The sequence below is a fragment of the Curtobacterium sp. Csp2 genome, assembly GCF_013347165.1.
The window spans coordinates 3174197-3187683 of sequence record NZ_CP054593.1 but is presented as its reverse complement, the minus strand read 5'-3'; the positions used below and the strand labels follow the sequence as shown (position 1 = coordinate 3187683).

Genomic DNA, 13487 nt, shown 5'->3' with positions numbered 1-13487 from the left:
ACGGTGTTCATTGAACGGTGTTCAGCGACGGTAGCAGCGGGCGCGACGTCGGGGGGATGGTGTCGTCCTACAATCGTCGACGTGCCAAGTCGTGGGTTGTCGCGTGGTGATGTCGCCGCGACAGCGCTGCGGCTCATCGACGATGACGGTCTGCCTGACTTCACGATGCGCCGGCTCGCGGCGCTGCTGGGGGTGCAAGCGAGCGCGATCTACTGGCACTTCCCGAACAAGCAGGCACTGCTTGCCGAGGTCGCCGATCGGATCCTCGCTGGTCACGGACCGGGGAGCGCAGCCGAGCCGTGGCAAGAGCGGGTGCGGGGCGAGGCTGCGGCGATCCGGGATGCGCTCCTGGAGCACCGGGACAGCGCTGAGATCGTGGTCAGCACGATGGCTCTCGGGCTCGGCTCTGACCGCGCGCTGGTTCGCCTGACCGCAGCACTGGAGGCCGGCCCGTTCACTGCGGACGACACACGGCGAGCTGCAGCGGTGGTGCTGCACTTCGTGCTCGGGCATGTTTCACTCGAGCAGCAGCGGCTCTGGTACGACAGACTCGGGGCCCGGGACGGCCATCTGGTGATGCTGCGGGATCTGAGTTCGGTGGACGACTTCCGCTTCGGGATCAGGACCGTCGTCCTCGGGCTCAGCTCGATCAACTCACAGCAGTCCCGTCAGTAGGCGGGACTGCTGCAGGTTCGGTTGACTCGTTCGTCGAGGCCGCGAGTGCGACCGTCGGGGCCGGAGTTCCTCCTGGGTGGCCCGTCGTCGCCGGTTCAGGACGTTCTTCTGGAGGAGTGCGAAGGACGGTTCCATCGCCGCGTCGTCCGCGCACGCGCCGTGTCGGGGGGTCAAGAGGTCGTGCTGCTCGTCAACGCGATCACTGCCGCGCCGGCGTGCTGGAGGACCTCGTCGTCCGAGTCTGTGATCACGGTGCAATCGGCGAGCGTGAAGGCATGGCAGAGCGACACCTGGTTGAACTTGCTGCTGTCGGCGAGCACGTAGGTGTGCTTGCTGTGTGCCTGCACGATCCGCTTCTTGTTCGCCTCGCGGATGTCGAACGTGGTCACCCCGGCGGCGGCATCGATGCCGGTCACGCCGATGAACGCCTTGTCGAAGTACAGGTCGGCGAGTTCGCGATCAGTGATCGGACCTGCCACGGAGCCGATCACGGGCAGCACGTCCCCGCCGAGTGCGGTGACGGTGACACTCGGAGGCAGCGGCAGGTTCAGCGCGTGCGTGTTCGAGGTGATCACGTGCACACGCGAACCACGGAGCGCTCGCATGAGTTCGGTCGCAGTCGTTCCTGAGTCCACGTAGACCGTGTCACCGTCGGCGACGAGCGCGGCGGCCGCTTCGGCGATCGCGGTCTTCTGGGCCCGGTTGATGAGGGACTTCGTCGCGATCGGCACCTCGCTCGCAGCGTCTTCGAGCCGGATGGCACCGCCGCGCAGGCTCACGATCCTGCCCGTGTCCTCGAGGGCCTTGATGTCCCGGCGCACCGTCGACGGTGACGCGCCCGTCACGTCGATCAACGCCTCGATCGTCACCGGGTCGCCGGCGGCGGCCTGCTCGAGGATCAGCTGGTGTCGCTCAAAGGACTTCACTGGTGAGCACCTCGCGGGTCGGCATGCTGGACTGCGCGCCGACGCCCTCGACGGTGATCGACGCCACACGCGTCGCATCGACTGCAGCAGCGAAGGGGTCGGACCCGTTGACGAGGGCATTGGCGAACGCCCCGATGAACGAGTCACCGGCGCCGGTCGAGTCTACGGCGTGAGCGGGGACGGCCTCGACGAACTGGACAGTGGTGCTGTCGGCGACGTAGCACCCGCGGCTCCCGAGCGTCAGGACCACCCCCTGGCAGAAGCGTTGCAGGTCGACCACCGCGCGCTGCATGGCCGCGTCGTCGTGGACGTCGCCGAGGTCGCGGCCGATGTACGCGCTCGCCTCCTCCTCGTTCACCACGAACCATGTGCACCGGCGCGTCACACGCTCCGCGACGGGGCGAGCAGGAGCGGCGTTGAACACGACCGGTACCGCGGCGGCTGCCGCCAGTTCGACGGTCCGTTCGTTCGCCTCGGCAGGGATCTCGTTCTGGATCACGACGACGCCGGCTTCCCGGAACAGCTGCTGGTTCTCATCGATCCAGCCCGGGTCGATCGCCCCGTTGGCACCTTCGACGATGGTGGCGTACACATCGCCCTCACCCACGACGTGGACGATGCCCAACCCGCTGGACTCGTCGGTCGGTCGCATGTGGCAGTCGATGCCATGGCTCCGCAGGTTGTCGAGGCACAGCCGGCCCAGACCATCGGCACCGCAGGCGCCGATGAAGCGGACCGTCGCTCCGAGTCGCGCAGCCTGAACCGCTTGGTTCGCGCCCTTCCCGCCGAACGCACCCTTCGCCTCGGCCGCAGCGAAGGTCTCGCCGCGGCGGGGGAGACGGTCCTGCGTGACGATGTAGTCGTAGTTGACGCTCCCGACGACCAAGACGTCCGTGCCTGCCATGGGGACCTCCACCTCGTTGTGCTCGCTCATGCTCCAGCGCGGAGCAGCCGTGCGGCAAGCGGATCTCTCACCGCGTTGCCGACACGGGCTGAGCCTAGGAAGATCTGACGCTCGTTGTCAAAGACGGCGACGCAAAAAGAAAAAACTTGACCAAACTTGTCAGGCCGGGCTAGCTTCGCCGACATGAAGTTCGCAACGCGCCTCAACTCCTTCGTCAGCGGCGGCGACGTCCCCGCTGCTCTCCGCCGCATCGCTGCGACCGAGGGCGTCGACTACGTCGACCTCAACTACCCCGAGCACTTCGAGAGCGTCGAACCGGAGGCCATGAAGGCGCTCCTGGACGAACTCGGCTTGACGCTCAACGGCAACGCCACGCGCTTCCGCAAGCAGTTCGTCGCCGGCGAGTTCAGCAACCCGGACGAGACGGTCCGCCGAGCCGCGATCGACCTGGCGAAGGACGCGATCGATGCCGCCGCGACCTGCGGCAGCGACCTGCTCACCGTCTGGCTCGGATTCGACGGCTACGACTTCACGTTCCAGAAGGACTACGCGGCCGACCTGCAGCGCATCGTGTCCGCCTTCCAGGAACTGGCCGACCACCGCCCGGACTTCCGGATCAGCATCGAGTACAAGCCGTACGAGGAGCGCGTGCACTCGATGATCAACAGCTTCGGACAGACGCTCGACGTCATCACCCGCATCGACCGCCCGAACCTCGGAGCGACCCTCGACTTCGCACACATGCTGATGGCCGGAGACCAGCCTGCGTTCGGGGCGTCGCTGCTCCTCGAGCAGGGCAAGCTCTTCGGGATCCACCTCAACGACGGCAACAACGCCCACGACGACGGCCTCATGATCGGATCCATCCACCCGTTCGAGACCATGGAGATGATCTACTTCCTCCTCCGCCACGAGTGGGACGGAGTCATCTACTTCGACACCTTCCCGATCCGCGAGGACGCGCAGGACGAGGCCGAGACCAACCGCGCCACCGTCGAGCTCTTCTTCGAGAAGGTCAAGGCTGTCGGTGTCGACCGCATCACCGAGGTCATCCGTTCGCAGGACGGCATCGCAGCGCAGCGACTGCGCAACGAACTCCTCGGCATCGGGTCGTCGAAGTACCAGGGCGAACTCGCCGTCTGACCGTGAACCCGGCCGGCGCACATTCCTGCGCCGGCCGGCCTCGCCTCTCCTCCCGATGGTGTGAACAGAAAGGCTCGTAGTGAACCGCGTCCTCGACCGCATAGGACTGCCCCGAAACCTCGTCTGGGGCTACATCGGACTCGTCCTCTTCATGGTGGGTGACGGCGTCGAACAAGGGTGGATCTCGCCGTGGCTCGTCTCCCGCGGCGTCACCGTCTCCGACACCGCCGCCCTGATCACGGTCTACGGAGTAACGGTCGCGATCGCGGCCTGGTTCTCCGGCGTCCTCGTGCAGACCATGGGGCCACGCAAGGTCATGCTCCTCGCCCTCGCCGCGTTCCTCATCGGCAGCGTCGGATTCATCGGGTTCGGCGTCACCAGCCTCGACTGGCCGGTGATGCTCGTCTTCTACGCGATCCGGGGCCTGGGTTACCCGCTGTTCGCGTACTCGTTCCTCACCTGGATCAACTACAGCGCCCCGCTGGAGCGCCGTGGCCTCGCCGCCGGCTGGTTCTGGTTCATGTTCTCGCTCGGCCTCAGCGTGATCGGGCCGTTCTACTCATCACTCGCCTTGCCTGCATTCGGGCACATCGCGGTGCTGTGGACCGGTGTGGCCTTCGTCATCGTCGGAGCACTCGTCGCCACCATCGCCAACCGAGCAACCGTCCCGTCCGAGGAGATCCATCCGTTCAGTGCGCGCGAGCTGTCGAAGGCTGTCACCCTGATCGGACGACCCACGATCTCGATCGGTCTCCTCGTGAAGACGATCAACGGATTGGCGCAGTACGGCCTGCCGGTGTTCATGCCGATCTACCTCGCGTCCTTCGGCTACACGACCACAGAGTGGCTGCAGATGTGGTCCCTCGTGTTCACCGTCGCCATCTTCGCCAACCTGTTCTTCGGCTACGTCGGCGACAAGATCGGCTGGCGACGCACGATCGGCTGGGTCGGCGGCGTGGCCTACTCCGTCGTGCTCGTCGCGGTGTTCCTCGCGCCCCACCTCATCGGCCACGACGTGGCGCTGATGACGATCGTGCTCTGCCTGTGCGGCGTGACGATGGCCGGCTTCGTGCCGCTGTCCGCGCTCTTCCCGCTGCTCGCGCCGGACAACAAGGGCGCAGCGATGTCCGTGCTCAACCTCGGAGCCGGACTCTCCGCGTTCGTCGCACCGGCCCTCGCGGGACTCTTCTTCGGGTGGTTGGGCGCGGGCGGCGTCCTCGGCATCTACGCCGGCTTCTACCTCCTCAGCGCGATCCTCACCCCCTTCCTCAAGACCCCCGCGGAGAAAGCGTCCCCCGACGTTGCACCAACCAGCCGTGACGAACCCGTCCCGGTCAACAGCTGAACCTCCTCTCCTCATCCACCCCGCGGCACCAGCGTGTGCGGCGCATCCCAGAAGGTCAACGCAATGGCGCGAACCAGAACCGTGTTCTCCCTCTCCCTCGTCGTGGCGATCGCACTCGTCGCAGTGGTCGGCGGTGTCGTCGGCGGACGAGCCACCGTCTCGAACGCCGACGCGCGCAGTTCCGGATCCGCAGGTGCGGCCGCCGGTGTGAAGGTCGACGTGATCATCCGTGCAACCGACTCCGAGTACTGGCAGACACTCCTCGCCGGTGCGGAAGCAGCAGCCAAGGACTACGGCGTCGACGTCAGCACCTTCGGTCCGACGTCGGAGACGGACATCGCCGGCCAGGTGCAGCTCGTCGAGAACTCCGTGGCTCGCGGAGCGGACGCGATCGTCGTCGCACCGAGCTCGAGCGAGGCGCTGAACGCGTCCGTCAACGCGGCCCGGAAGTCCGGGATCAAGGTGATCACCGCCGACACCCGCGTCACCGCCGACGTCGACGGCCACATCGGAACCAACAACGAACTCGCCGGCACCTCCGCTGGCGAGAAGATGTGCAAGCTCCTGACCGCCCAGGGGACGACCACCGGCAGGGTCCTCGTCGAAGCGCCGATCGCTGGCATCGAGGCGAACCAGCAGCGCGACGCAGGATTCCGGTCCGGTCTGTCGAAGGACTGCCCGAAGATCGACGCGAGCCTGCAGAACTACAACAACAACGACATCAGCACAGCCGCGTCGCAGGTGAACGACGCCATCTCGGCCCACTCGGACCTGGTGGGTGTCTTCGCGGACAACAACAGCTCCGGAGTCGGAGCGGCCACGGCGATCAAGGACAACAAGGCAGCGGACACCATCCCGGTGGTCGCCTTCGACTCCGACCCCGCCGAGAACGCCGCGCTCAAGGCGGGGACGATCGACGCCCTCGTGGTGCAGAACCCCTGGTTCCTCGGCTACCAGGGCGTCGTCGAGGCAGCCATGGCCTCCCAGGGGCGCATCCCGCCGGCGGTCCTCGATCCCGGAGTCGCCGTCGTCGACCGCGACAACATGAACGACGCCGCGATCAAGACCCTGCTGAAGCCGCAGACCGCCAAGGTCGACAAGTGACGATCGTCGAGCCCGACGGAGCCGCGGTCCTGCACCTCGTCGACGTCTCCAAGGCGTTCGGAACGGTCCAGGCCCTCAGCGGGGTGTCCCTGAAGCTGGTCGCCGGCCAGGTGCACTGCCTGGCAGGCGAGAACGGTGCCGGGAAGTCCACCCTGATCAAGATCCTCACGGGAGCCTTGCATCGTGACTCGGGAGAATTCCGGATCGACTCCGACCCCGTGACCACCGCGACACCGTCAGCGTTGCGAGCTGCAGGAGTGCAAGCGGTGTACCAGGAGCTCAGCCTGCTGCCGCACCTCTCGGTCGCCGAGAACGTGTTCATGGGCAGACTCCCCTCCAGGTCAGGCCTCATCCGCACCGGCGAGCTCCACGACCGATGCCGGGTCGCGCTCGACGACCTCGGGCTCACCGAGGTCGATCCGTCGGCGACGGTGGAGCACCTGCCAGCGGCGACGAAACAGCTGGTCGAGGTCGCCAAGGTCGCGACCGCCGACCAGGTCAAGGTCATCGTCTTCGACGAGCCCACGACCGCGTTGACCGAAGCGGAGTCGGATCGCCTCCTCGAGCAGATTCGACGCTTCAAGGCAGCCGGCGTCGCGATCCTGTACATCACGCACCGGCTCGAGGAGATGTTCGCCATCGGCGACTGGGTCACCGTCCTTCGCGACGGTGAACTCTCCCAGAGCGGGCCTCTCTCCGACTACACCGAGGACACCCTCATCACCGCGATGGTGGGCAGGGACGTCACCGCGCTCTACCCGGACGAGGTCCGCGAGGAACACTCCGAGCGCCTCACGGTCACCGGCCTCCGACGCACACCGGACAGCCCGCCGATCGACCTCGTCGCGCGCGGCGGTGAGATCCTCGGTATCGGCGGCCTGCTCGGGTCAGGGCGCAGCGAGCTGCTCCTGAGCATCTTCGGGTCGGACTCGATCGCAGCAGGCGAGATCCGGATCGACGGGCGGGTCGTCAGGCCGGACGGCCCCAGGAGCATGATGAACGCCGGTGTCGCGCTGCTCACCGAGGACCGGAAGGTCCTCGGGCTCCTCCCCGAACTCTCCATCAGGGAGAACGTGACGATCGCGAGCCTGCGAACCGGTTCGCGGAAGGGGCTCCTGCCGCGGAAGTCTCAGATCAGTGAGGCTGATGCGCTGCTCGACAGCCTCCGGATCCGGGCCGGCTCGTACGACCAGCCCGTTTCGTCCCTCTCCGGCGGCAACCAGCAGAAAGTCCTCCTCGCCCGGTGGTTGCTCACCAAACCCAAGGTGATCATGTTCGACGAACCCACGAAGGGCATCGACATCGGCGCGAAGGGTGAGCTGTACGACGTGATCAACGGCCTCGCCCGCCAGGGGCTCGCGGTCGTGGTGGTCTCCTCCTACCTCCCCGAGCTCCTCGGTCTCGCCGACCGCGTCGTCGTGCTCCGCGAGGACGCCATCGCCGGTGAACTGCCCCGCGGGGCATCCGAGGAAGACGTCCTCCAGCTCGCCAGTGGCGCAACGCCGTCCCTCCGCAACGATCGATCCGACACCGCCGTCGGACAGAACCCCTAGGGAAGACCTCATGCCGAAACTCCTCTGGCGCGAAGCCATCGAGACCACCACCATCCGCACGGTCCGGGACAGTGGCGCCCCCCTCACCGCGAGGATCAGCCCGAAGCCGAGGGTCGCCACGCTCGGGAGCATCGCCGGCCGCGAGAGCGGAGTCCTCGTCGTCCTGCTCGTCGTCTTCGGCGCGCTGACCCTCCTCAGCGACGACTTCCTCACCGCCAACAACCTGGCGAACCTCGCTCGACAGGTCTCGATCTACGGCATCATCGCGATCGGGCAGCTCCTCGTGATCCTCACCGGCGGGATCGATCTGTCGACGGGATCGATCCTCGGCCTGTCCGGGGCGGTCACCGCACAGCTGATCGTCGACGGCGTCCCGGTCGTCCCCGCGATCGCGCTCGGACTCCTCATCGGCGCCGTCCTCGGCCTCTTCACCGGGTTCGTCGTCACACGCTTCAAGCTGCCCCCGTTCATCGCAACCCTCGGCATGCTCGGCATCGCCCGCGGTATCGTCCTCGTGATCACCGACGCCAACACCGTCCAGGGCCTGCCCGACAGCTTCCAACAGCTCGCCAACGGCACGGTCTTCGGTGTCCCGAACCTGCTCATCCTCTTCGTCCTGATCGCCGCGGCCGCCGCGTTCGTGCTCAGGCGAACGGTGTTCGGGCGCTACGTCTACGCCGTCGGGTCGAACGCGGAAGCTGCACGTCTCGCCGGCGTTCCCGTCAGACTCGTGACGGTCTGCGTCTACGTCATCGCGGGCCTGCTGTCCGCCGTCGGGGGCATCCTGCTCACCTCGCGTCTCGGTGCCGGAGTGCCGACGGCGGGCACGGGTTTCGAGCTGCAGGCGATCGCCGCGTGCGTCATCGGCGGAGCCAGCTTGTCCGGGGCACGTGGGAGCGCGATCGGTGCTGCGTGCGGGGCGCTGCTGATCGGCGTGCTCAACAACGGTGGCAACCTCCTCGCCGTGAACTCGTTCTCCCTGCAGATCGCGATCGGCGCGCTCATCCTCGTCGCGGTGGCGTTCGACCAGCTCAACAACCGTGCCGCTGCGAAGGAGTGACCGATGTTGCGAGGCATCGATCCGGTCCTGAACGCCGAGGTGCTGAGCGTCTTGATGGCGATGGGGCACGGCGACGAGGTGCTGATCTGCGACGTCAACCACCCAGCAGCGTCCATCGCCGCACACACCGTCCACGGCAGCGTCGTACACATGACGGGATGCGGTATCGAGCGGGCGACGACCGCGATCCTCTCCCTGCTCCCACTGGACACCTTCGTCGATGCGCCGATCCGGCGGATGCAGGTCGTCGGTGCACCGGATCGGCTCGTCGATGCGCACCAGGTGATGCAACGTGTCGCTGATCTGGCCGCAGGCGGACCCGTCACCGTGGAAGCGCTTGCACGGTTCGACTTCTACGAAGCAGCGCGCGGAGCGTACGCAGTGATCCGGACATCCGACCCCGGCCCCTACGGTTGTTTCCTCCTCCGCAAGGGAACCATCGAAGTCGGCGAGTGACCCGGCAGATCCTCGTGGACGAGGCAGCCATCGTCTGCCGACCGCCGTCACGGCGGCACGCACACGACCGCGGGGAGTCGTCACCCGACGACCGTACCGCTGTCCTCCACCACGCGGATCGTCACCGTGATCAGGACCGCCGGCGGCCCCGGCACCCCGTCGACGACCTCGCGCAACCGCTCCCCGACCTCCCGGAGCGTGTCGGGCGCCGGCCGCCGGTCGTCCACCGCGATGTGCGTGGTGAGCCGGAGCGTGGTGTCGAGCCGGTCGACGTCGACGAGCACGTCGGGCTCCCGCAGCGAGAGCGCGACCGCGACGGCCTCGGCGGCGGCGTGCACCGCCGACCGGGGCGCGTGCACCCCGACGACGCCGGGGACGGCCCGGACGGCGGCGGTCAGGTCGCGGGAGAGTGCTTCGTCGTCCACGGTGCTGCTCCTCACGGCAGGAAGACGTCGTCGAACCGGACGTCGATCGACGCGACGGTGAGCTCGGTGTGCCGCTCGAGTGCGCGCGTGACGGCGAGCCGGAGTCGCTCGGCGGTCTCCTCGGCGGGGTGTCCGTAGACGAGTCCGGCGGTGACGGAGACGGTGATCGGGGCGCCGGGGACGTCGAGGTCGCCGGTCAGGGTGCAGCGTCCCATCACGACCCCGCCCATGGTGTCGCCGGCCCGCCGCACGATGCCCTGCACGGCGGCCTCGGTCATCGACAGGCGCAGTCGCGGGTCGGGGTGGGAGACCGGGACGTCCCGGCCGGAGCGGACCTCGGCGCGGATCGCCTCGAGCAGCCGGTCGACCCAGCCGGTCTCGCGGTCGGACTCGCCGTCGGCGCGGTGCTGCAGGGCGTCGAGCGAGAGCTCGCGGAGCCGCTGCATGTTCGAGAGCGCGAGGCGGCACGCGGCGGAACCCTCGATCGACGGGTCGATCGGGTTCCGTCCGCGGTCGAGGTACTCGGCGAGCTCCTCCATGGAGTGGCCGTCGAGGTCGTCGTCCGGCACGGACAGGTCGTCGTCCGGCACGGACAGGTCGTCGTCCGGCAGGGGCAGGTCGTCGTCGGGCACGGGCAGGTCGTCCTGGTTCATCGCCATCCCTCCATCTCCGCGGAGAGGAACCGTCGCGCTCGGGCGAGCAACCCGCGGACGGTGGTCACGGGCAGTTCGAGTTCGTCGGCGATCTGCTGGTAGCTGTAGCCGGCGGTCTCCCGGAGCAGCCAGCACCGACGCTGGTCGACGGGCAGCCGGTCGAGCGCGGCCCAGACGGCGTCGAGCTGCAGTCGCGTCTCGACGATGCGCTCCGGGTCCCGGGCGACGTGGGTCGGTTCGGCGACGTCGTCGTCGAGCTCCTCGTGGTGCCGCCGTCGCCGCAGCCGGTCGAGGGCCTTGCGCGTGACGATCTGCATCATCCACGGCCGGAACCGCGCGGGCTGCTCGAGCTCCCCGAGCTTCCGCCACCCGGTCAGGAAGGACTCCTGCACGACGTCGTCCGACTCGACGTTCGACGCGAGGACCTGCTCCGCGTACACGCGCATCACCGGACCGTGGCGCCGGGCGAGGACCTCGAACGCCAGGACGTCCCCGTCACCGGCGCGCGACACGAGGGTCGCGTCCGATGCGTGGAGCAGGGGGTCGTCCTCGGGCACACCCCGAGCCAACACCCCGCGCCCGCGGGGACGCCGGACGCTGCCGTGCCCCGTCCGGACACGCCGCGGATCGGTCATTTCGTGACAGAACGCGCGCTCGGGACGTCCTCCTGTCGACATGCACCACGAACCCGCACCCGAACCCGGCACACCCCACCGTCCCCACGACGTCGGCGGTCCGCCGTCCGACCCAGTGGTCCGCGACCTCTGCATGAGCGTCTTCGACCGCTGGCGCTGCGCGCTCGCCGACGGCCACGAGGGCCTCCACGCCGCCGAGGTCGAGGGCTCGTCCACGTCGTGGAACGACGCCGCGTCCGGGCGCCGGCTCCGCGGACTCTGACGCGCGCCGCGGCCGCGGGTCCGCGATGATGGCCTCCGTGCACTCCGCCGACGCCGTCCTCGACACCCTCGTCGCCCACGCCGACCGGACCGGCTTCCGCGCCCACGGCCTGCACGTCCGGATCGGTGACGAGACGGCCGAGCACCACTGGACGCCTGACGTCCGCCGCGAGGTGCACTCGATCGCGAAGGGCGTCGCCGTCCTGGCGGTCGGCATCGCGGCGGACGACGGCCTCGTCGACGTCGACGCACCGGTCGTCGAGGCGATGGCGTCCGCCCTGCCGGGCACCGCGTTCGGCCCGGGCACCGGCGAGGTCACCCTGCGGCACCTGCTCACGATGACGAGCGGCATCGACATGCCCTGGTCGGCGACGGAGCTCACCGAGTGGCCGGACCTCGCCGCCGAGTTCCTCGCCCGGCCCGCACGCGGCCGGGTCTTCCAGTACGCGAACGTCAGCACGTACACGGCGATGCGCGTCCTCGAGACCCGGGTCGGCGACGTCGGCGCGTTCGTCGCGGACCGCCTGTTCACGCCGCTCGGCGTCGACGGCGTCACCTGGGAGCGCTGCTCCCGCGGGTTCGTCGCCGGCGGGGCCGGCATCGCGCTCCGCACCGAGGAGGTCGCCCGCCTCGGCCGCCTGGTGCGCGACCGCGGCGTCGTGGACGGACGGCGCGTCGTCGGGGCGCGGTGGTGCGACGCGATGCACACGGACTGGGTCGTCCGACCCGACGCGGACCCCGGCTACGACCGGTACGCGATGGCGGGTTGGGGCGGGCCAGGGCGGCTCTGGCGCCTGCACGGCGCGTACGGCCAGATGGTCGTGTCCGCCGCCGACGCCGTGGTCACGGTCACCGCCGACGACCACGGCGGGGCGGACGCCTTCGCGGTCGCCGTGGACGCGGTGCTCGCCTCCTGACGGCGCGTCCCGTCACCGGGGCGGGGACCACCGGACGGGAGGCACGTGGCGGGGCCGCACCGTGCCTCCCGGCCGGTGGGTGGTCGCGTCACGCGACGGGCGGGGCGAAGGCGGCCCCGGCGGACGCAGCCGAGCCGTCCCACCCGGTGGCACCGGCGGCGACCGCTGCACGGAGCAGGACCTCGCCCGTCCGCGAGCCGTCGCAGACCACGCGGACGCCGAGCGCGCGACCGACCCGGACGATCGACGCGACGGCGGCGGCGTCGCGGTCCGTCAGGGACGCGACCAGGAGCACGTCGGGGGCCGGCGCGAAGCCGCGGAGCGCGGATCCCCAGGTGTCCGCATGCAGGAGGGTGCTGCAATACTCCTCGGAGACGAGCCACCCGTACCGCTCGGCACGGTCGTGCGCGTCCAGGACCACCAGCGTGCCGTTCACGGGTGACCACCGTGGCGGGGGAGGGGGACTCCGTCGTGACGGACCCGGGACAGGAACGACGCGTCGCCGTCGTCATCGAGGACGACCTCGACATCCGCTACCTGCTCGAGCAGGTGCTCATGCAGGCCGGCTTCTCGACGGTCAGCACCGGCAACGGCGAGGACGGCGTGCGCGCGGTCCTCGCGCACGAGCCCGTCGTGACGACGCTCGACGTGTCGCTGCCGGGCATCGACGGCTTCGAGGTGGCGCGGCGCATCCGGGAGTCGAGCAGCACCTACATCGTGATGATCTCGGCGATGGGTGACGAGATCGACATCCTGCAGGGCCTCGAGGCCGGCGCCGACGACTACCTCGTCAAGCCCTTCCGGCCGCGGGAACTCCGGGCCAGGCTCGGGGCGATGCTCCGGCGTCCGCGCATCGCGGAGCCCGCGGCGCCCGAGGTCGGCGACCCGGACGGCACCGGTCCGCTCGCCGCGAGCGAGGTCCCGGTCGCGTCCGCCGCGCCCTCGGCCGTCCTGTCCGTCGCGACGGTCACGCCCGAGGTCCCCGCCGCTTCGGCGGCCGCGGACCCGCCGACCTCGCCCGACGGTCCGGCGTCGCCGGGCTCGCCGGTTTCGCCGGTCGGTCCGGCCGACGTCGACGGTGCGTGGGTGCACCACAACGGGCTCGCGATCGACCAGGAGGCCCGGCTCGTCCGGGTGGACGGCGTCCCGGTCGAGCTGACCAAGACCGAGTTCGACCTCATCGCGACGCTCGTCGAGACCCGTCGCCGCGTCCGGTCCAAGGCGGACCTGGCGCTGGCCGTCCGGAACGACGCGTACGTCACCACCCACTACATCGGCGACGCCGACCGGCGGAACGTCGAGGTGCACATGGCGAACCTGCGACGCAAGCTCGCCGACGACCCGAACGCGCCACGCTTCGTCGTGACGGTCCGGGGCGTCGGCTACCGGCTGACGGGACCCGGGGACCCGGGGTTCGTCGCGGAGTGAGC

At 69.3% G+C, this 13487-nt stretch carries 16 protein-coding genes; 10 read left to right on the top strand and 6 right to left on the bottom strand.

Translation table 11 applies throughout. The features are described from left to right. Positions 1-81 precede the first annotated feature (81 nt). The gene (locus HUN59_RS15455; protein ID WP_254629907.1) at positions 82-675 is read left to right on the top strand and encodes a TetR family transcriptional regulator; all 594 of its coding nucleotides are present in this window, start codon (positions 82-84) and stop codon (positions 673-675) included. Positions 676-845: 170 nt separating this feature from the next. Here HUN59_RS15455 and HUN59_RS15450 read toward each other — a convergent pair whose 3' ends face one another. Beyond that, the gene (locus tag HUN59_RS15450) at positions 846-1601 is read right to left on the bottom strand and encodes a DeoR/GlpR family DNA-binding transcription regulator (RefSeq protein ID WP_058740567.1); all 756 of its coding nucleotides are present in this window, start codon (positions 1599-1601) and stop codon (positions 846-848) included. Further along, complete coding sequence (locus HUN59_RS15445) at positions 1588-2505, bottom strand: ribokinase (protein ID WP_174778863.1); 918 nt, start codon at positions 2503-2505, stop codon at positions 1588-1590. The genes HUN59_RS15450 and HUN59_RS15445 overlap by 14 nt, the downstream gene beginning before the upstream one ends. Before the next feature lie 183 nt (positions 2506-2688). Between HUN59_RS15445 and HUN59_RS15440 the strand changes: the two genes are divergently transcribed. The 6 genes from HUN59_RS15440 (at position 2689) to HUN59_RS15415 (ending at position 9166) form a co-directional block, all read left to right on the top strand. Then, positions 2689-3648 (top strand): sugar phosphate isomerase/epimerase family protein, encoded by a 960-nt coding sequence (locus HUN59_RS15440; protein WP_058740565.1) that lies wholly within the window; start codon positions 2689-2691, stop codon positions 3646-3648. A gap of 79 nt (positions 3649-3727) precedes the next feature. Then, positions 3728-4993, top strand: a complete 1266-nt coding sequence (locus HUN59_RS15435; RefSeq protein WP_217483567.1) for an MFS transporter — start codon at positions 3728-3730, stop codon at positions 4991-4993. A gap of 63 nt (positions 4994-5056) precedes the next feature. Next, positions 5057-6097 carry an ABC transporter substrate-binding protein gene (locus HUN59_RS15430; protein WP_174778862.1) on the top strand — a complete coding sequence of 347 codons (1041 nt, stop codon included), beginning with the start codon at positions 5057-5059 and terminating at the stop codon, positions 6095-6097. After that, positions 6094-7650 carry a sugar ABC transporter ATP-binding protein gene (locus tag HUN59_RS15425; RefSeq protein WP_202596804.1) on the top strand — a complete coding sequence of 519 codons (1557 nt, stop codon included), beginning with the start codon at positions 6094-6096 and terminating at the stop codon, positions 7648-7650. Before HUN59_RS15430 ends, HUN59_RS15425 begins: the two co-directional genes overlap by 4 nt. 10 nt (positions 7651-7660) lie before the next feature. Then, positions 7661-8710: an ABC transporter permease gene (locus HUN59_RS15420; RefSeq protein ID WP_114848834.1), complete on the top strand. Its 1050-nt coding sequence runs from the start codon at positions 7661-7663 to the stop codon at positions 8708-8710. Between the two features lie 3 nt (positions 8711-8713). After that, the gene (locus HUN59_RS15415) at positions 8714-9166 is read left to right on the top strand and encodes an RbsD/FucU family protein (protein ID WP_174778861.1); all 453 of its coding nucleotides are present in this window, start codon (positions 8714-8716) and stop codon (positions 9164-9166) included. Between the two features lie 80 nt (positions 9167-9246). Here HUN59_RS15415 and HUN59_RS15410 read toward each other — a convergent pair whose 3' ends face one another. The 3 genes from HUN59_RS15410 to HUN59_RS15400 are packed head-to-tail and all read right to left on the bottom strand — an operon-like array spanning position 9247 to position 10801. Continuing rightward, on the bottom strand, positions 9247-9591 hold the full coding sequence (locus HUN59_RS15410) for a hypothetical protein (RefSeq protein WP_174778860.1): 345 nt from the start codon (positions 9589-9591) through the stop codon (positions 9247-9249). Positions 9592-9602: 11 nt separating this feature from the next. Further along, positions 9603-10244: an Asp23/Gls24 family envelope stress response protein gene (locus tag HUN59_RS15405; protein WP_174778859.1), complete on the bottom strand. Its 642-nt coding sequence runs from the start codon at positions 10242-10244 to the stop codon at positions 9603-9605. Then, on the bottom strand, positions 10241-10801 hold the full coding sequence (locus HUN59_RS15400; RefSeq protein WP_254629906.1) for an RNA polymerase sigma factor: 561 nt from the start codon (positions 10799-10801) through the stop codon (positions 10241-10243). The genes HUN59_RS15405 and HUN59_RS15400 overlap by 4 nt, the downstream gene beginning before the upstream one ends. Before the next feature lie 211 nt (positions 10802-11012). Here HUN59_RS15400 and HUN59_RS19970 point away from each other — a divergent pair, with 211 nt between their 5' ends. Together HUN59_RS19970 and HUN59_RS15395 are read left to right on the top strand one after the other, a co-directional pair. Continuing rightward, the gene (locus tag HUN59_RS19970; protein WP_257222040.1) at positions 11013-11141 is read left to right on the top strand and encodes a hypothetical protein; all 129 of its coding nucleotides are present in this window, start codon (positions 11013-11015) and stop codon (positions 11139-11141) included. Positions 11142-11178: 37 nt separating this feature from the next. Beyond that, positions 11179-12057: a serine hydrolase domain-containing protein gene (locus tag HUN59_RS15395; protein WP_174778857.1), complete on the top strand. Its 879-nt coding sequence runs from the start codon at positions 11179-11181 to the stop codon at positions 12055-12057. A gap of 88 nt (positions 12058-12145) precedes the next feature. Here HUN59_RS15395 and HUN59_RS15390 read toward each other — a convergent pair whose 3' ends face one another. Next, positions 12146-12493 carry a hypothetical protein gene (locus HUN59_RS15390; RefSeq protein ID WP_058741171.1) on the bottom strand — a complete coding sequence of 116 codons (348 nt, stop codon included), beginning with the start codon at positions 12491-12493 and terminating at the stop codon, positions 12146-12148. Positions 12494-12495: 2 nt separating this feature from the next. Here HUN59_RS15390 and HUN59_RS15385 point away from each other — a divergent pair, with 2 nt between their 5' ends. After that, positions 12496-13485, top strand: coding sequence for a response regulator transcription factor (locus tag HUN59_RS15385; RefSeq protein ID WP_254629905.1), 990 nt, complete (start codon positions 12496-12498; stop codon positions 13483-13485). Positions 13486-13487 lie beyond the last annotated feature (2 nt).